We start from the raw sequence: 17,443 nt of genomic DNA on the forward strand, positions 1-17,443 counted from the left end.
TCTCGTGCATAATAAAAAGCACTATCCGTAATGGAAGTGCTAATCATCAAACACCGGAATAGCCACACATCTGCATCTAAACGGAGTACCAGGAAGCCCTTCTGCAGGTGGATCACTGTAGGGAAATACTTTTCCATCCAATGCTCTATGTGCCGGTCTTACACGTTCATCATGAGAAGTAGACCACTTAAATTTATTAACTCCCATTTCTTGATGACGCTTGGCTGTCATTTGTCCAAAAATGGACCCAGTCTGATCAACCGCTATAAATTTGGCACGATTTTGCGTCATTCCAATACGTTTCACCAGCTGATCTCGGATTTCTTTAATGCTTTGGCCGTTTTTTACACCTTGATAGATGATAGCTTCGATTTTAGGGAAAAACTCATCTCGAATTGTGCTGATATAGCTCACATTTTCCGTTATGGATGATCTCATGTATTCATCAAGCCATGGTTCATATTGAGTCGGATCAATACCTTTGATCTTTCCTTGATTTCTAGCGATGTTTTCGCTGTATTGATTTAACGAATTCAAGAAACGAGTAGCAATTTCTTTTACGGTACTTGATGCAAATATTCCAAGAGACAATGCTTTGATCAAATCGATAGCCTGCTGAATAACATCAAGTGGACCATCTGTTTTATAAAAGGCACTGTCGTTCCGCTGATACAATTTGATCTGCTCTTTAATCTGTTCATCGAACACACGCAAAGTAAGCTTTCCTAGCTCGTCTACAAGGCGTTTTATCTCTCGGTAATAGGAAACAGCCACCGCATCGGGAAAACGCGTAGGAGGGGCCTTTCTAGCCATTTTTTCCACGTTCCTTCCATGCCTCATAAACCTCTTTAGCCATTCTCTCTAAATCCGCTTCATCGCCGCTAAATTTAAGTTCATTTGTTAGACCGAACTGACCGAAACGAGTTTCCCTTACTTCGTCAACAGTTAGAATTCCGTTGGTTACATAAATTTGGTCTGTTTCAGCTATTAACTTACGAATCTCAGCATCTGTTTTGGAATCGACATGCCACAACGGATTGAATTTTATCTCCCACTCAAGAGAATCAGGATCAATGACACCACCTAATTCATCAGACGACCATAAAAGTAACCGAATAAGTCGTTCAAGATTGGGTTTTAATTCATTTTCTTGCATGGCAACAATACGAGAATAATAGTTCATCACATCGTACTGAGCACCAGTGATGGTCCCTGCTTCTTGCCCTTTTATGACTGTTTTTGGCATTCGGACAGCTCCGGAAAGGTAATCCCAAACATAATCAAGTAGATCTTTAATTCCTGTTGTGTTGGTTGTTTCTTTGGTCAGTTCCTCTTCTTTGCCAATTACAGCAAGAGCTTCGGTGCGAAACATGTAATCCATAATCATTCCCAATTCGTATTTTTCTTGAGCATCCATATCCACGATACTGTCTGATTTATAAACTTTAAAAGCAAAGTCGTATAGGATCTGTCCAACAGACCACAAGGAAGTATCTAAAACAGTGATGATGTCATAAAGTGATTCAAGCAACGGCTGACCGCGGTATTCATCTTCAAGCCTACGAGTTTGATCATGGATAAGGCGTGAAGCATGGACATTATCCTGAGTTACTCCTGCAATCTGTTGACCAAGTCTCGATCTCCTGTTTACTTGAAAAAACTCAACTTGTCCGTAGTTCGGGCTAAACATGTCCTCATTGAGGATGAATTCATTCACCTTTTTCCCACTAAAAGCATGGATATAATCGACGCGTTTTAACTTCTGTACATCTAATGGATCTGACAATTTAAAAGGTGACGATTGGGTAACACCCAATGAAATAAATCCATCACCATAAAGCCTTTCATACGATCTGGCTTTTTTAAATTTTTCTTTTGCCTTTAAATCACTGAGTTTGCTCATGATATCATTCTTTAGTTTTTCATCTTCCATTCTCAAAGTGAACCAGTTTCGCGTCATATCCTCCGCAGGAATGTCGATGATATTTTGGACGATGGCATTTGTTGCATAAAGGTCTGTGAGTTCTTGATTCGTAAGTCTTCTTCTTACTCCAGGTTGTTGTCTTACCAAAGCATCTTTTCCATATCCTTTTCCATGCCCCTGCATAAAATCCGCTCGTAGTACTTTTGCTTTTTCCACGCTTTTCATTTTATCACCACCTATCTGCGTCGGCTTAACATCTTCCTATATCGTTCTAATGGCGCTTTAAGGTCTGATACCTCATAATCATCTAGGCCATACCAAATAGCACTAAGTGTATGTGGGTCTATGTTAAATTCATCCGGAATAATTTCATCGTTCTTATCTTTCTTGTAAGTTAAATTCTTCAACTCGCGGATTGTATTCTTGCATTGATCAGAGCAAATGATTTTCTTGAAACGTTTGACCTTTCTTGTGTACTGCAACCGTGAGCCTTGAAACTTTTTAGCCGCTCTCATGTTGAATCCGTTCTGTTTGTAGAACTGGATAGTTTTGGGCTCTGCTGAATCAGCTCTGATTAATTCACCAGTTTCTTTAAATTCTTTAATCTCCTCCGCCGTCTGATCGTCAGTCATTTTGTTTTTGTAATATTCCCAATAAATGTATAGATATTGTTTGTTCGGATCAACTACCATACGGATAATAGCGTTGTAAGAAGTTTCGAATCCAAAGTCCATCCCAACCCGTTTAATTGGATTAGGTAAACGTCTAATAGCTTCCATGACCTCATCATGTGGAGCCACTTCGAACTGCGGCAATACTTTAACGCCATTCACGCCAAAATGACCTTTCCGAGCAATTCGGTAAAGGTCTGGGTCATAATCTTTTAATTCGTCTAACTGTTCAATGTAGCTTTCAGGCAAAAATAAATTATCATCAGCTGTTGAGTGATGATAATAGGTGTCGTTTGTTATAATTGTCCGTTTTTCATAAAGTTCTTCATCATCCAGAATTAAACGGTTATTTTGTTCATCCTTGAAAAAGTGTTTATAAGTCCAGTTGTCTTTGCTCACTGGATTTGTTGATAGGATCATATGAAGTTTCAATGTTGGATGTCTCAAACGTCCTAACAACTCTTTAAAACCAGCGTATTTAATCTCTGAACACTCTTCAAGCCAAATTATTGAGATGTTGTTTATTGACTTTAATTTGGATGGCTTATCCATCCCTTTAAAGATGATTTTGCTTCCATTTGGAAAACGAATCTGCATCGGAGATACTATACATTTGATTTGATTTTCTAAGCCTAAGTCGGTAATTATCTCTTCAAGTAACGAGAAACACGATTCCCGAATCGTTTCATAAACTTCACGAACGACTAATGCTGTTCGTTTTTCGCTTAATAGTTTTAAGATTAGTTTTAAAGCAATGTGATAGCTTTTAGACGAACCATAACCGCCGACAAGAAACTGAAATTTCGTGGACCAATCAAACAGAAAGTCTTCAAAGTGAGGGTTCACTTCTTTTTCAATCATGATCCATCACCTTTACTCTTCCGCTTGATGAGGATTTCAATCGGCTTGTCGTCGGATCCAGAAGAGATTTTGTCTACTTCGGCTTTTGTCTTTTCAATGTCTAAGCGCATTTGTTCAAGTTTTAGGCGTCTTTCGTCATCTTCATGTGCCAATTCATTGAACTGCTTGATCAAGCTTCTTAACTCGCTCATTGCCCTAGATTGAGCATTCATGAAAGTTGCATGACGATCCCAAGCGAATTGGAATTCCCACTCTTGCTCATCACCAAATTCACCTGGTTTGATTTTTTTCAGTTCTTTAATGATTTCATGCTTATCTTCAACGAACATAATCTGTTGTGCCCGGATGATTGCAGCATACTGAATTCTGATCTGGTCATATATCAGATCAGCAGGCGATTTCTCTTCTAACATTCCCATGATCTCAAGAGTTTCCGCTGGAATGTATTTGGAGAAGAAGCCGTGTTTGACTGCGTTTTGGTTGCCTTTTGGAGCCGCGCCGCCTTTATTTCCCTTTGCATTTATATTTCCGATAGGTGCGCCCCTTTTATTTTTTGTGTGCACACCTTTTTCTTTGTGTGCACCCTTTTCACGCGTCCAACCGTAACGCTTTTTCCATGACTTAACCGTATTTAAAGACACGCCATATTTTTCAGCAATGTCTTTATATTTCATGCCTTTGACATAATCTTTTTCAGCTTGAATATGTTTGTCAGACACTTGCTACATCACCTGCCACCTCCGTAATTATGTTTGTTTTGCAAAAGAAAAAGCACCCGATTATTAGGATGCTTTAATAAATACGTTTTAGAATTTTTTCACTCACAATTTCGATAATGTCCTTTAACATATTTGCTTTTTCCTCTTCGTTCCCTCTGTTGATTATTAAACAAATATCATATAAAATTTGTCTCATTTCTTCGTCGCTCATTCTTTCAATAACTTTTTCCAATTGCCCTTGATAACTCATTCATATCCTCTCCCTTCGCCTACTAAATTCGACAAAAGGAGACATTTTCCTGCATTTTTTAATCTAAGTGCTATGGCTTAGCACTCCGCCCCGTTCCTACCTCATATTCTAACGATAAGATTTCACCCACACAATTTCTCTGACATCCCTGACATTCCTGACATCTCTGACATTTTGTCTACTATGCTGTTTTTAATTCTGAAAATATGACGCTCCGATAATCCCATATGTTTTGATATTGCTTTAATACTCATACCATCAAGAAGGCATTCCAATACTGCTTTTTCCCTTTCGTCAATTATTAAGTCCATTCGCTCCTGTATAAACATAACTTTTCTTTCAAGTTTCTCAATCCATTTTGATTTCTTTTCTCGTCTCAAGACTTCCCGAATAATCGGATCACCATTTTGACCTTTAGGTTTTGGCAATGTCGATTCAATGCCATATTGAGCAGTAAGATTTCCGTTCATATCTTCTAATATCTTTCGCTGCCTTTTAATTTCATTGATCATCCAATGGTAGTCGCGCAATATTTTGGAAATTTCGTTTTTATTCATCCCTATCATCTCCTTGATCATGAGTAAACCCATAACGCTTAACGCACCGGACAAACGGACATAAATTCCCTTTCAGTAGCCACAAGCAATTTTTACAATGGTCATCAATAACTCGAATTTTCATTGTTCCATCGCCTTTCTGACAAACAAAAAAGGACACCAATCCCGCTAATGCGTGATCAGTGCCCTCGGTTCTTCCGTAAGGACATTACATCATCTGCTTAATTTGAAGCCAAATATCTGGATAATATTTTTTGATGAATTCACCGTGTCCATGTCTCCATATTGCTTCCGAGGCCAAAAACGTCGGTTCGCTCCTAGTGCGTTCACGATCTTGCATGGGGTTGTCGTAGATTTTCAAATACGGAAGGTTGTTTTCAATGATATATGCCCATATGTCGTTTCCATCCAAACGATATAAAGGAGTACATGTCCAAACACTTCTATCTTTCGTTCGATATAAATCTTTTTTCTTTGATAGGGCAAACATTCGGGCTTTAGATTCTTTCATTCTCAACCCTAAAAACTCCCCCTTCCATCTGCCGTCTATATATTCAATCATCACTTTTTTGTATTCTTTAAGCATCCAATTCGTCCATTTTCTCTCTTCTTCCGATTTGGGTTCAGTAAAAAAATGTCCAACTTTTTCATAAACATCAAATGCCCCAGGCAGTTCAATAATATGCAGCCGTAAATCATATTTCTTTGCCATGTTTTCGGCCATTTCAATATTTTCTTTCGGTGTTTCACGATATTTTCCAAAAAGCATGTCTTTTACATTTCCATACTTGACGCATAGGTCCAAGAGCGCGGTGGAATCTTTGCCACCAGAATAGCAAACCACCCAATCAGATGTTAATGAAAAAGCTTTTTTGATTGACTCGATCGCTCCGGTCAATCGTTGCCGATAAACCGTCAGATGAGAATAAAGTTCATATTTTTCTTTTTCGCTCTCTTTCATTTTCTCACCTCTGAAGTGTTATACATGGTAAATTGAGTATGTCATATATATTTTGAACCGGATCTGTCGAACTGAATTCACCTTTTGATGAACGGTAGTAAGCAATACTATCCAAAGAATCAAAATATCGGATACCACACCAATCTTCTATATCTTCGATACTCCATCCAGCTCCTAACACATGTATCCATTTTACATTCAATTCTTCTTTCATATATCGAAAAAGTTCTTCTATTCCTATATGTTGGGCATATTGTCCACGTAATCCGTTATTAGAAAAGAAAATAGTGTCAGTGTATTCACGATAAAACTCCGCTTGCCATTTTAATTGTTCGATGTTGACTTCATGTTTTCGTTCACATTGCAACACGGCTGCCACATTCGGAAAGAATCCTTTTGACATCCACTTTCGAAAGTTATACATAGTTTGAGATGGATTTAGGAATTCATCTGGAGCAACGCATATAACATGATCGTTGTTTTTATATTTTACGTAGTATTCATTCAGTTCTTCCATATATTTCAACGTCATCTTTCGCTTTTTCATACTTAAACCAAAAGCACCGCTGTCTAATATTACAATGATTCCATTGTTTTCAAAATGTGGCTCAATTGGAAAAGCGAATAACCGGCTGATTCCTTCTATCTTTCTGATCTCATGTTCTTTGTTTCTACAATGTGGGAACACATATACTTTTTTATTGTTCATTCGTCTTCACCACTGCATATTTTTCAATCCACCACATATATTTTTTACATCCACTAAAAACCGATTTAGGTATATCCATGTTTGACAAGACAACCCGCACCGTTGAAGGAAAAATATAATAAAATTGAGTTTTTAGTTTCGTTTTCTCTTCTAAAAACGGAATGTACTGTTCTTCAACCCACCTATGCGATGTTTTCCCGTAATACTCCGTTTTCAAATATTGTGTATTCTTTAAACGCCTCACAACAGACATCATCTCGCCGTTTGAAACAAGCAATACAGTCGGTCGATCATAGTCGATTTTGTCCAATACAAGTTTTAATGCTTCGTATGGTTGACCAAACGGGTCAATATCAATAAAATCAGCTTTATCTACATCTAATAAATCAGATTGGAAATGGGAGCACGAAATAATTTCTGCGTCACAAGCCATTCGATATAGCGCAGTAGAAACACCTAGTCCACCGTGTGTTTCTACAATCCGGTAAGGATGAAGGAAATGCGCCAGCCGATAATTGAGCACTCGCTTCCACACTTCCGCCTCATCATATGCCGCAAGAGTTTCCCCGTTTTTCCCATCTACTACTATGTAGTTTTCGACAAACTCTTTCGGAAGCTCATTCAATCCCTGTTCAAGAAATTCTCTTCTGCTTTCGTTCATTCTTCCTCACCATCCGCCAATATTTTCACTACACCCATGCCCATCGGTCGCTTGTGACCAACTCCTGCCCACTCTGCAAACCGCATGAGTACGTTAAATTGATGAATATATTCTTCGCTTCCAAAAGCCTTTAATCCCACTTTTCCATAAAAGCAAGTAAAAGGATGATAATCCCCTATACGATGTCTATTTGTATGGATATTGGCGAATTTCACTATTGTGTGATTCTTCACCTTTTTTTCTCCAGGAAACGGAATAGGAATATCAATCTTTTCCGGATACAGCTGATTCCACCTTTCTTTTAAACTCAATAATATTTTTTCTGGTAACGGCATAGGAATATCAAATCCTTGATATCGGAATGTTGTATTATGAAACTGCAATAATACAGAAACGTTGCTATATTTCGCATTTAACAGTTCGATATGAGGCTTTTCATTAATGATTTCAATCCCATCCAATTTTTTAAAAATGGGTTCTAATTCTAAACCTATCACATTTACAATGTCAGGCAATTCAAGGCTGAAAGGATTATAGTTAAAATTATCATGGATCATTCTTGATAAAACAGGTGACTTTTTATGAATAATGGCCAAAACAGCATCATACATTTCTTTTCCATCTTGGAATTGAATAGGTAATCTAACTTTAAGCAAGTTTTTCCCTCCTGACGTTTGGAATGATGCACGGAACTCTGTCGGTATGCAAATGGTACGGCGGCTTCAGTCGCATTTTCCGGATCTGGTAGGTTTGCCCATCATCCGGCAATTCTCCTGTAAATGGTTTTGTTCTCATGATTCCATATGGGCCAATATCGGTATAGTCATCTTTCACCTCTTCAATAATCCATTCTTTCACATATCCGTAACCTTGCGATCCCTTTTTTCCGATGTTCGTTACAAATCTCAAAAGGCTGTGAATTCCGTCCGAATCACCGACACAATAGAATTCGATGTCGCTTATAATCCGGATCAATTGCGGCATCCGGTAAGCTTTAAATTCGCCTTTTTGGGAGTCGATTTTCCCGCGTTTCCCTTGAAAATCGACATAAATGCCCGCATCGAAATCATTGATTTTCTTATGCCAATACTCAACGGTTTCGGCGTATTGGACATAAAATCCAACAGATGTCTTCCAACGCCCGTTTTCATCTCTTGCCAGTGGTAATTTGGGCTCGATTAAATTGTCCAATTTTAAACTATTGTTTAATAGTTCGTCCGGATGATTTTCCAACATCCATGCATATGCCAATATGCTATCAAAATTAAATAATCCGTCGCTTGAGTTCACACGCCCGTCTAAAAGACGGGCAGTGATTTTCAAGTTTTTCATTTTACTTCACCTGCCAAAAGTTTGGTGAATTCCTCCTTCTTGTCAATTAAATAGGTATCGTACATTTCTTTTAAGTGTGCGTCATACGTGTCTTTCGCTTGTTTTGCTGTATTTCCTAATTGGATAAATTCTTGTCCAATGCTTGCAAATGGTTCCCGATCATCTTCTGTAATCAAATCCATATCAGCCTTAACTAATCCGAAACCCTTTCCGCTCATGCCCCCAAGGTATGGCTGCTTTTGCCATTCGTGTATTGCTGATACAAAAGCGCCTAGTTCTAGTTCATTGCAAATAATATCCCAACGGTGCCAGAGTTTCGTGCCGGCCGCCAGATATTCCACACCATACCGCATTTGAGTTGCAGGCTCATCTTTTTTCTTTTTCTTGGAATCTCCTTCTAAGAGGAGTGTTTCCTCATTGTTCAATAGAAACTGATCAGCGATATTGACATTTTTTTCATCATCTTTCCGAGAAAATTCAATCACATTTGTGAAATGTCTCCAACTATAGTCGGACTTTTCTACATATGAAGGAAGAATACCGTTAGTTTCTCTGCAAATCGGATATGCAAATGTCTGCTTCAGTTTCCCATCTAGGATCTGATTTCCAACACCACCTCCAAATAAGGAGACAAACGGTAATGCTTTTCTAATAATTTTCGCTTGATCAATGTCTAACGATTGTGCCCCACCAATACTCCCGCCACTAAAAAGAAGATGGAAAGCTTTAAGTGGTACTTGAATTTCTAATTTGTTGAGCAAATATCGAGCTCCGCAATCTCGGAGCATGCCACGCAAGGCATTTCCTGTATATACGAATACTTCTTCCGGTTTTCCGTCATTCACTACAGTTGTCGTATTCAAAAATGATTGAGTTGATTCGCTTTCTCCAATATGGCTAAGTGGTTGTAACAATGTGTAAATCGTTTCAATTCGATAGTGTTTCATAATTAATTTTCCTCGCTTTCTATGATTTCTTCTAATTTGGATTCAATTGGCTTTTCGCGTTCTAAACGATCTCGAACAAGCATAATCACACGTGCAGTTTCTTTATAGAGTTGATGGAGGATTTCTTGATCTTTTCCACTTTCAATGATTTCGGTTAGAAATTGTCGTCCTCTTTCACCACTAATGATGATGTTCCCTAACTCATCTTCAATAGCTGACATTACTTGACTTCCACTATCGCACCATTTCGGATTGATTGATTCACAAGCCATTTTGCGTTTGAAAGTTTCTAAAAAAGCTCCAATTGTAGTTGCTCGTTTTGCACTAACTTTTGTGAATCGTTCAATTTGTCCCCACATGTCGACCCCACTTGGTCCTCTTTTTCTGTTCCGGCTGCGGTAGACGGCATAGACGATGAGTGCTGCTGCTGCAGCGTGTTCATTTTTAGTTCTGAAGCCATATAGCATTGTAATTTCTCCTCACTTTCTATTTTTTGAGCAACAAACATGACAACATCCAACAATGGTGATCCTCGATATTTTTTCACTCGTTCTTCAAACGCTTCCCATTCTTCTATACCAAAATCCAAAATTCTTTTTTGATTGTAATCACCTGTTGTAATCTCAGTTTTCGTAAATCCATATAGGAAGTGTTCGACAAGTTCTAATAACCTTGTAAACTCTTTTCTATCGATCAGTACAGGCATTTCTTCATACATCACCGTAAATATGTCCCTCGAATAGTTCACCTCCCCTTTAAAAGCAATGTGTTTTTTTTGAGAAACAGCTAAATTAATAACAAAAGGCGGTTCGGGAGGATGAAGAAGAAACTCCCTCATCTCTACCCGATTCGGCAAATAGAGATTATCTTTGTTGGCCACATTTGAGAACGTACGTAATGCATGTCGTTCTGGACTTGTAAGAATCGTAAAGCAACAAGCTGGACACACATGAGTAGATGTTCGGTATTTGCCTATATTCCAGTCCGTGAATACGTTTGAAAACACTTTTTTCAACTTCATCCCGTGCGTTGTTGGTTCACCGCACAAGTAGCAATATCCATCGAATTCTTCCATATCCTTATGTGTCATAGGGTCAACTAGTTTGATTTCTTTCTGGATATCGTTTCCTTTACTGTCCTTCGTGTTCTGAATCAATCGACCTGTTTTCTTCCAAGCCTGATATATTAAATGCGTCGGCATTCTTTGCTCCTCTCTTTCAAGTGAATTTCCCTCTTTTTTCCATCCCATTCTAGGTATCCTAGCCTTTTTAGGTTTTTCATGTGGAAATGGACACAACTAACTGGAATATCAAGTTTTCTCGAAATTTCTGAAAGAGTTGGTGATTTTCGATATTTCTTTTGATGCCATATAATGTATCTGAGTACCCGTAATCTTCTAGGAGTAAGATTCTGATTCCAATTCTTTGGTATACCGAATTTTTCAAGAATCTGATTCGCTTTCCATACGCTAGTCTCCAATCTTTTAGCCAATTCTTGTATACTCAAACCTTGGTCAATATACATTTTTTCGATATCATTTTTTGAAAATATACAATTACCAATTCTAACTTCTGTTAGTTCATTCAATTTCGTTAGACTACGGATAGCCTTCATGACATCATATCCTCACCCTCTCACTCTTTATAACATCCAAAACCTTCCCGTCTTTCCAGATGGTTGTATATTCACCAAAGCCACTCGGGGGAGCGTCTATTTTCTTTAATTGTCCGTCTTTGACAATGTACATAGCATTGCTTCTCAAATCTATTTCAGCCGTCATTTTTTCTATGTTTATATTCACCACCGGAATCCCTCCCGTGCTATAATAAAGTTAGCCCACAAGTTTTGCCGGGAGAGATCCTGGCTTTTTATTTTAATTTGCTACTTTCTTCCGTTTCTCCACTTCCAATCCACAACGCCAATCCTTTTCGGTCGATTGGAAAGATCGCATTTCCAGCCTGTACGAATACGCTCTAGCTCATCTTGAGAAAGTTTATAGACTTTTACTTTCCCATGCATTCCGTTCCCCCCATCACTTCTTTCAATTTCTCATATACAAAACTTCTCGTTCCAGATCCGCCTTCATCCATCCGTTCGATGCATTCTTTTATCGCTTTCTCATACCGTTCAACCTTTTCTGCCTGATTGTGTAATTTTTGAATCATTAGTCCTTGCGCTTCCCATTTAGCTTGTAATAAATCCTTTTCTGCGTTAAGAAGTTCAACTTTCTCTGCTTGTTCAATAAGCCAATCTAAAGCATCAAGATTTTTATAAAGATAAACAAATGTTGCCTGATAATGTCGTTCTTTTCCGCTATCAGTATCGATAACTAGCTTTCTTAAATCTTCTAAAAAATTTTTATTGTTCATTCCTCTCCCTCCAATACTCTGTTAGCTTCTTTTATAGCTTCAAATACCTGTTCATCTACTCCAAACAGCATTGCTTTTTCAATAATATTGTTTATTACCTTTCTATATCGTCTGTTTTCTTTTTCTAACTCCTGTACTCGTTCAGCTTGTTGGATAAGCCACTCGATATCAGAATCATCAATTCTATTAGCCAATGAACGTTTTATTGCCCATTGATATTTTTGTTTAATTTCTTCCAAACGTTCCTTATCGTTCATTCCGTTCCCTCTTTTCCCTCATAAACTCCAAATAATGCTCCCTGATTCTCCATGCCATTTTCGGACCGATCCCCTCGATCTCCTCTAACCGCCCTAGCCATTCCATCATGATTTCTGTGTCTTGTTTCATTTGCTGCTTGGCACCTGCTGCAAATCCCCGATTCCACGCAGCCATTACTTCCTTTTGAAAGGGAGAAGAAATTTTCTCCCTCTCCCGTTTGATTTTCCGCAGTGATTTACCCATTGGATCACCTTCATTGTTCGGATTATTTTCGTAATGTGCATTAATCTTCTTCTTTTTCTACAATCATTTTTTCAATTTGCGGTTCGTCAATTTCTTTTGAACAATGCCAACAAATAGAAACATCGCCATTTTCAGAATCCCAAGCCATTTGTTCAGCTTCTTCTTTGTTATTTGCTTCAAATTCTCCAATATATTTCGTTCCTGTTACAACACCATAAACTTTGTATTTTGGCATAAAATTCACCCTTTCTTATTTCACAGTTTGAATCAACCCCGAATCTTCGGTATTTCCGTTCCTCCTAAATGCTTGCAATCATTCCCCATCCTGCTACTACATTTCCGGAACAAGCGACAGCGTGTCATGCACGCCATCAGCTTGTCTTCCTCGATAACCCATTTAGGACGATCGTCAATGATCATGACTTGCATTTCATTCGCTCCTTTTTTGCTTCTCTTCTTCGCTTTTTCAATTCATCCAATTCAATCCAACCACCGTATTTTTTGACATATGTAATCAAGCTGAGTTTGTGGGGATATTTTTTCTCAAATAACTTTCTCTTAATCTTGAAAGCTTCGGTTTCAATCCCTTTCACATCAACTACTTCAATACTTCCATCCAGATGATGCACTTCAAAATCCGCGATATACTCTATTTTTCTATAAGACTTTCCATCTTTTTCAAATGCTTCTTGGAGCAAATACCTTGGCTGTAATCGAAAAAACAATATTTGCTTGTTATTCTGTAACCATTTCAATTGCTCATAATATTTTGCTTCGATCTTTGAATCAAAAACGTGTCCATTCACTTCTACTTTTTTGGAACGATATTTTGTTATTGTCATTAGATCACCTCAATAGTTTGAATCTTGCCTTCTATGATTCTCGGTATTCTTTTCCATGTATGCCGCCTCGATCTGTTCCCATGTGAAGCCGAGATGTTTCTCTCCTATTCCGACGAATCGATTAAACATGCGCTCATATATGCTGATCTGAATAAACTTACTTTGTTTATCATGAATTTCACGAAAATTAAACAGTTCCCAAGTGTCACCGAATAATTCAACAAATGTAGCTGACGGATCTTCATGTGTGTAGTCACTATCAATTTCAATGGCCGTTATTTCTAACTCCAACCCAATCGACAAGATGAAGTGAAGCGCGTCTGCGAATTCTTCAAGGAGTGGGTTTTTGTAGCCTAAAGTCCCCGTTCCCCCGCAATCCTCACAATTAATGACTTCGTGCGTGTAACCACCTTCGAGATCGTCAATATAACTATCATAATTTTCATCGCCAGTTCCGTTACAAGTCGGGCATATATATTCAATTTTTGTTCTCGGCGCTTGGTCATGGCTCCAATATTTGAAGAATCTAGCCTCATTCGCCAACTCACCAAGTTCTACCATCAACGCAAGGATTTTCTTTGCCAGCCGATCTTCACCGTCTTGTCGCGGATGCTCTTTTTCGATGTGAGCGTCAAGCTGGCGTTGGAGTTCAAAGAGTTTTTGTAGATTCATATTCCCGCCCCCTAAAATAGCATTCCGATCAAAAATCCCAAGATAAATCCTACAGATGCGGAAAGTATCGAAAACACAGCATAAGTCAGAGTATATTCTTTCACGATTGCACCGCCTTTTCTTTAGCTAAAAGATGAAGCAATGTATAATAATCAAGGTCATAGATTGATTGATTTTGATATTGATGAATCCCAAAATCTTTAAGCTGTTGGATGATAATTTGCCGTTTCAACTCTTGACTAAAAGAAATGGTTTCAATCATCAATCTTTGACATCTCCCTTCCGATCTTGATTCTCTCTGCTATATACATGTGTTCAAGTTCTCCAAGCGACAATTCGTACAATTGCCTGCCATCTTCCGCCTCGTAAATTTCGTGATTGATCAGCCAATCAATTAGAAACTTCTTTCGCTTTTCGACCACTTCTTTTGGAACTGCCATTTCGTTTAATACCCTCCATTCTCTTTGTTAACTCTAAGAACCATTCTCGATCCTTTGTATCAATCGCAATGTCGATCAATATCTGTAAATCTTCTTGATAAAGCTTTTGTTCAAGCTTTATGAGCCTATATGTTTCGAATGTCCCTAAGTTATTTTTAGGGTTGTAATAAAATCTTTTGCCTTTGCGGATAGAGTAAACTTTTCGAATTTGAGCTTCCTTTTGATTCTTAGAAATATAAGCAATATATCCGAAAATGTATTTCCCTCCGCTTTTAACTTTCACCCAGTCTCCTACTTTTAACCTCGTTACAAAACCCACAACATCCACCTCCTAAATTCGCCCTCGTCTGGCTCGGCAAATGGCTAATATCGCCACTTCGTCTGGATCACGCTCAAAATGTTCAGCAAGTTCTTGTATGATCTCAAACGATGTTTTTCCATCCTTTTTCAGCTCTTTCCAAAGCCGGTCAAATTCCTGCACTTCTTTCGAATCCCAAACAAAATTGAGGTTTTCACAAGCTATATAAATTCCTTGCATAGTATCAACCACTCTTATACTTTCGAATTCGTTCAAGTAGTTTTCTTTTTTCTTCCTCAAAGTCTGCAATATTTTGAGCTTCATCAACTGTAGTTTGTGTATCATGTACCCATTCCGGTACTATCTCTTGCCGTATTGGTTTCTTAGGATATTTTGCTTTACTTTGCTGATAAGCTAGCCGTTCAGCTTGAACTTGTTCCACTGTTGTTAACTTTTTGCTTGCCCAGTCTCTAAGAATGGTTTCAACGTAATTCCAAGAACGAGCTCCATTTTCAACAGCTATTTTCATAGCTTCTAAGACAAGTTCTTCCGACAAATCATCGATCCACATGGAGATTTTTTCAGCAATGTACGGACTGATTGTTCCAAATCCGTTTTGTTCAAAAAAACGAAATGGGTTCTTCGTGTGCGCGTCTTCTTCATCTTCTTTATTTTTTTGTTTTGTTTCGTTTTGTTTATGTTTAATTAATGCGGAACTAACCTCGGAACTAGGTGCGGAACTAACTCCGGAACTAACCTCGGAACGAACTGCGGAATTTATTTCCGACCTTTTGTTATGTTCGGAATTATTTTCCGTACTTTGTTCCGAACTGTTAAAAGGGATAATTTTGTAAATAGGCGCTTTCCCTTTTCTGGAAATAAAATCAATTCTTCCTTTTTGCTTCAACTCGTTCCTAACTTTTCGAAGGGTGCGATCTGTTAATCCTGTCTTAACGCATAACACCGATTCGGCCACCGTAAATGTTTCTGTCCATCCAGCCTTATTATTTATGTGCATTAATGCATACCATAAATTAATTGCTGATGGTGACAGTTCATTTAGTTCGAGCCAATCATAGAATGCGTTAAGCTCTTTGATATAGTTCATGATGCTCTTCACCCCTTCCTTAAGGCACGACGACCATTTTCCCCGCCAATTCTTGTATTTCTCGTTTGAAAAATTCTTCGTCGCTGTTGTTGTCGCTTAAATGCAGCAGCCATATTTCCTGTACTTTCTTCAGATCATTAGAACGAAGAAAATCCTTCACGTTTTCCAGGCTAAAATGGGACCGTAATAATCTTTTTTTCATTACTCGCGGCACTCTGCCGGCTGCAATGTTTTCATTTAAGATCTTGATAGAGTAATTGCACTCCACCATAATGTGTGTCAGTCCTGGGAACTTGTATCGGATGTAATAGGTATCCGTTGCAAAAAGCAGTTTTTCTCCCTGCTTATTCATCAATAAGAACCCATAAGGTTCCGACACATCATGCTGAACGTCAAAAGGAAGTATTGTCCATGTGCCTAATTTGAATTGTTTTTTGGCTTGTACGGTTTTAATGCGGTGATGTTTAATGCCGATCGCTTCTGCTGTTCCAGCAGACATATAGCAATCGATTCCCGCCTTTAAGACATCATTTAAACCCTTGCAGTGATCTTTGTGTTCATGACTGATTAAGCAAGCCGCAATATTTGATGTTTGAAAGTTTAACTTTCGTCTAATGTCTTTGAATGGTATCCCTGCTTCTAGGAGCAAGGAAGTATGCCCATCTGTGACATGATAAGCGTTTCCTTTGCTCCCAGTAGCAAGTGTGTTTATCTCGATCATTTAAAATCCTGGTCCTTCTGTGCCTGTTAGTGGCATTTCTTGTTGGACAGTCTCTGTTTGATCTAATTGTTCTTCGTGCTGTGTTTCTTCGGCCACTTCTTCATACTCAATGTCAATGATTTCTTGGTTGGCATTTTCTTCAATTTCTGCTTGCACTTGGGCCTCCTCGATGATTTCGTCCTGCCTGTTGAAATGATGAATAATAAGGCTGCTGTCATCGCTCGAGTTCATGAATTTCTTACAAGCACGGTTAATAACGGTTTTCTTAGCCATTTCCTGCCTGAATTCATCATGAGTGCTACCTTTTTTCTCGACTGTTTGTTCTTTTCCCCACATTTGGGATTTGCTCCACGCTTTACGGATCTCATCGATAGTCATTAATTCGTAATACACATCCCCATCAGGAAGAACAATTGTTGCATATGCCCCAATGATTTTATCTTTATTGATATTTCCGAACTTTTGTTTATGAGAAAGATTTGTAATTCGACCGTTGATTATTTCGTAATCTACTTCGTCACCTTCGTATATGACATTCGCATTGATTTCTTTCGCTCCGGTTACTCGCTTTGTAACAGCCATAGTTCCGAAATAAGAACGCTGAAAGACCAATTGATTTCCGTAAACTATGAAGTATCCTTGTTTTTTCGCTGGATTAAGACCCTGAACAACCATATCGAGAAGGGCATTTGCGATGCTGTCCTTTGTGCAAACTTCAAGTGCAGGACGTTTATTTCTGTCAACCGTACTTTGTAAAATCAACCATGCACTTTTCATTGCATTTTCTGGACTATAGTTCGCAGGAAAGTGGATTTCTCCACGTTCCTGGAACTCTCTAACCTTCGTTGCTACAACATCCACAACATCCTTTTTTACTAATGCCAATTGATTGTTACTCAT

Annotated in this window: 30 protein-coding genes; all 30 read right to left on the reverse strand. The window is 38.4% G+C overall.

What is annotated here, in order from left to right:
• Positions 1 to 39: 39 nt before the first annotated feature.
• The 30 genes from NSQ71_RS13295 to NSQ71_RS13440 all read right to left on the reverse strand — a co-directional run bounded on the left by NSQ71_RS13295 (position 40) and on the right by NSQ71_RS13440 (position 17,443).
• Entirely contained in the window at positions 40 to 813 is a 774-nt protein-coding gene (locus NSQ71_RS13295; protein WP_340734432.1) for a phage head morphogenesis protein, read from the reverse strand.
• Positions 806 to 2,149, reverse strand: a complete 1,344-nt coding sequence (locus NSQ71_RS13300) for a DUF1073 domain-containing protein (protein WP_340734054.1) — start codon at positions 2,147 to 2,149, stop codon at positions 806 to 808. The genes NSQ71_RS13295 and NSQ71_RS13300 overlap by 8 nt, the downstream gene beginning before the upstream one ends.
• Before the next feature lie 11 nt (positions 2,150 to 2,160).
• A complete protein-coding gene (locus NSQ71_RS13305; RefSeq protein WP_340734055.1) occupies positions 2,161 to 3,456 on the reverse strand; it encodes a PBSX family phage terminase large subunit in 1,296 nt (431 codons plus the stop codon).
• Positions 3,453 to 4,175, reverse strand: a complete 723-nt coding sequence (terS, locus tag NSQ71_RS13310; RefSeq protein WP_340734056.1) for a phage terminase small subunit — start codon at positions 4,173 to 4,175, stop codon at positions 3,453 to 3,455. The genes NSQ71_RS13305 and terS overlap by 4 nt, the downstream gene beginning before the upstream one ends.
• A gap of 73 nt (positions 4,176 to 4,248) precedes the next feature.
• A complete protein-coding gene (locus NSQ71_RS13315) occupies positions 4,249 to 4,425 on the reverse strand; it encodes a hypothetical protein (protein WP_340734057.1) in 177 nt (58 codons plus the stop codon).
• Between the two features lie 122 nt (positions 4,426 to 4,547).
• On the reverse strand, positions 4,548 to 4,982 hold the full coding sequence (locus tag NSQ71_RS13320) for a LuxR C-terminal-related transcriptional regulator (protein ID WP_340734058.1): 435 nt from the start codon (positions 4,980 to 4,982) through the stop codon (positions 4,548 to 4,550).
• 208 nt (positions 4,983 to 5,190) lie between these two features.
• Positions 5,191 to 5,943, reverse strand: a complete 753-nt coding sequence (locus tag NSQ71_RS13325) for a phosphoadenosine phosphosulfate reductase domain-containing protein (RefSeq protein ID WP_340734059.1) — start codon at positions 5,941 to 5,943, stop codon at positions 5,191 to 5,193.
• A 4-nt stretch (positions 5,944 to 5,947) separates the two neighbouring features.
• On the reverse strand, positions 5,948 to 6,652 hold the full coding sequence (locus NSQ71_RS13330) for a hypothetical protein (RefSeq protein WP_340734060.1): 705 nt from the start codon (positions 6,650 to 6,652) through the stop codon (positions 5,948 to 5,950).
• Entirely contained in the window at positions 6,642 to 7,313 is a 672-nt protein-coding gene (locus NSQ71_RS13335) for a hypothetical protein (RefSeq protein WP_340734061.1), read from the reverse strand. Before NSQ71_RS13335 ends, NSQ71_RS13330 begins: the two co-directional genes overlap by 11 nt.
• Positions 7,310 to 7,969 (reverse strand): CRISPR system precrRNA processing endoribonuclease RAMP protein Cas6, encoded by a 660-nt coding sequence (cas6, locus tag NSQ71_RS13340; RefSeq protein WP_340734062.1) that lies wholly within the window; start codon positions 7,967 to 7,969, stop codon positions 7,310 to 7,312. Before cas6 ends, NSQ71_RS13335 begins: the two co-directional genes overlap by 4 nt.
• The gene (locus NSQ71_RS13345) at positions 7,962 to 8,645 is read right to left on the reverse strand and encodes a hypothetical protein (RefSeq protein WP_340734063.1); all 684 of its coding nucleotides are present in this window, start codon (positions 8,643 to 8,645) and stop codon (positions 7,962 to 7,964) included. Before NSQ71_RS13345 ends, cas6 begins: the two co-directional genes overlap by 8 nt.
• Positions 8,642 to 9,592, reverse strand: coding sequence for a hypothetical protein (locus NSQ71_RS13350; RefSeq protein ID WP_340734064.1), 951 nt, complete (start codon positions 9,590 to 9,592; stop codon positions 8,642 to 8,644). The genes NSQ71_RS13345 and NSQ71_RS13350 overlap by 4 nt, the downstream gene beginning before the upstream one ends.
• A 2-nt stretch (positions 9,593 to 9,594) precedes the next feature.
• Positions 9,595 to 9,951: a hypothetical protein gene (locus NSQ71_RS13355; protein WP_340734065.1), complete on the reverse strand. Its 357-nt coding sequence runs from the start codon at positions 9,949 to 9,951 to the stop codon at positions 9,595 to 9,597.
• Positions 9,882 to 10,841 (reverse strand): hypothetical protein, encoded by a 960-nt coding sequence (locus tag NSQ71_RS13360; RefSeq protein ID WP_340734066.1) that lies wholly within the window; start codon positions 10,839 to 10,841, stop codon positions 9,882 to 9,884. Before NSQ71_RS13360 ends, NSQ71_RS13355 begins: the two co-directional genes overlap by 70 nt.
• Positions 10,778 to 11,206, reverse strand: a complete 429-nt coding sequence (locus NSQ71_RS13365; protein ID WP_340734067.1) for a LexA family protein — start codon at positions 11,204 to 11,206, stop codon at positions 10,778 to 10,780. The genes NSQ71_RS13360 and NSQ71_RS13365 overlap by 64 nt, the downstream gene beginning before the upstream one ends.
• Before the next feature lie 4 nt (positions 11,207 to 11,210).
• Entirely contained in the window at positions 11,211 to 11,396 is a 186-nt protein-coding gene (locus tag NSQ71_RS13370; RefSeq protein ID WP_445684693.1) for a DUF3954 domain-containing protein, read from the reverse strand.
• A 77-nt stretch (positions 11,397 to 11,473) separates the two neighbouring features.
• Complete coding sequence (locus NSQ71_RS13375; protein ID WP_340734068.1) at positions 11,474 to 11,611, reverse strand: hypothetical protein; 138 nt, start codon at positions 11,609 to 11,611, stop codon at positions 11,474 to 11,476.
• Entirely contained in the window at positions 11,596 to 11,961 is a 366-nt protein-coding gene (locus NSQ71_RS13380; protein ID WP_340734069.1) for a hypothetical protein, read from the reverse strand. Before NSQ71_RS13380 ends, NSQ71_RS13375 begins: the two co-directional genes overlap by 16 nt.
• Positions 11,958 to 12,218, reverse strand: coding sequence for a hypothetical protein (locus NSQ71_RS13385; RefSeq protein WP_340734070.1), 261 nt, complete (start codon positions 12,216 to 12,218; stop codon positions 11,958 to 11,960). The genes NSQ71_RS13380 and NSQ71_RS13385 overlap by 4 nt, the downstream gene beginning before the upstream one ends.
• A complete protein-coding gene (locus tag NSQ71_RS13390; RefSeq protein ID WP_340734071.1) occupies positions 12,208 to 12,462 on the reverse strand; it encodes a hypothetical protein in 255 nt (84 codons plus the stop codon). Before NSQ71_RS13390 ends, NSQ71_RS13385 begins: the two co-directional genes overlap by 11 nt.
• 40 nt (positions 12,463 to 12,502) lie before the next feature.
• The gene (locus tag NSQ71_RS13395) at positions 12,503 to 12,697 is read right to left on the reverse strand and encodes a hypothetical protein (protein ID WP_340734072.1); all 195 of its coding nucleotides are present in this window, start codon (positions 12,695 to 12,697) and stop codon (positions 12,503 to 12,505) included.
• A gap of 181 nt (positions 12,698 to 12,878) precedes the next feature.
• Positions 12,879 to 13,304 carry a DUF1064 domain-containing protein gene (locus tag NSQ71_RS13400; protein WP_340734073.1) on the reverse strand — a complete coding sequence of 142 codons (426 nt, stop codon included), beginning with the start codon at positions 13,302 to 13,304 and terminating at the stop codon, positions 12,879 to 12,881.
• 9 nt (positions 13,305 to 13,313) lie between these two features.
• Positions 13,314 to 13,976 (reverse strand): dUTP diphosphatase, encoded by a 663-nt coding sequence (locus NSQ71_RS13405; RefSeq protein WP_340734074.1) that lies wholly within the window; start codon positions 13,974 to 13,976, stop codon positions 13,314 to 13,316.
• Between the two features lie 100 nt (positions 13,977 to 14,076).
• On the reverse strand, positions 14,077 to 14,241 hold the full coding sequence (locus NSQ71_RS13410) for a hypothetical protein (RefSeq protein WP_340734449.1): 165 nt from the start codon (positions 14,239 to 14,241) through the stop codon (positions 14,077 to 14,079).
• Positions 14,231 to 14,416: a Fur-regulated basic protein FbpA gene (locus NSQ71_RS13415; RefSeq protein ID WP_340734075.1), complete on the reverse strand. Its 186-nt coding sequence runs from the start codon at positions 14,414 to 14,416 to the stop codon at positions 14,231 to 14,233. Before NSQ71_RS13415 ends, NSQ71_RS13410 begins: the two co-directional genes overlap by 11 nt.
• Entirely contained in the window at positions 14,367 to 14,735 is a 369-nt protein-coding gene (locus NSQ71_RS13420) for an IDEAL domain-containing protein (protein WP_340734076.1), read from the reverse strand. Before NSQ71_RS13420 ends, NSQ71_RS13415 begins: the two co-directional genes overlap by 50 nt.
• Positions 14,736 to 14,747: 12 nt before the next feature.
• Positions 14,748 to 14,954, reverse strand: a complete 207-nt coding sequence (locus NSQ71_RS13425) for a hypothetical protein (RefSeq protein WP_340734077.1) — start codon at positions 14,952 to 14,954, stop codon at positions 14,748 to 14,750.
• A 4-nt stretch (positions 14,955 to 14,958) separates the two neighbouring features.
• Positions 14,959 to 15,822 (reverse strand): DnaD domain-containing protein, encoded by an 864-nt coding sequence (locus NSQ71_RS13430; protein WP_340734078.1) that lies wholly within the window; start codon positions 15,820 to 15,822, stop codon positions 14,959 to 14,961.
• A gap of 19 nt (positions 15,823 to 15,841) precedes the next feature.
• A complete protein-coding gene (locus tag NSQ71_RS13435; protein WP_340734079.1) occupies positions 15,842 to 16,543 on the reverse strand; it encodes an MBL fold metallo-hydrolase in 702 nt (233 codons plus the stop codon).
• A complete protein-coding gene (locus NSQ71_RS13440; protein ID WP_340734081.1) occupies positions 16,544 to 17,443 on the reverse strand; it encodes a recombinase RecT in 900 nt (299 codons plus the stop codon).

Source organism: Aeribacillus sp. FSL M8-0235 (assembly GCF_038000355.1).
GTDB classification, from domain to species: domain Bacteria; phylum Bacillota; class Bacilli; order Bacillales; family Aeribacillaceae; genus Aeribacillus; species Aeribacillus composti.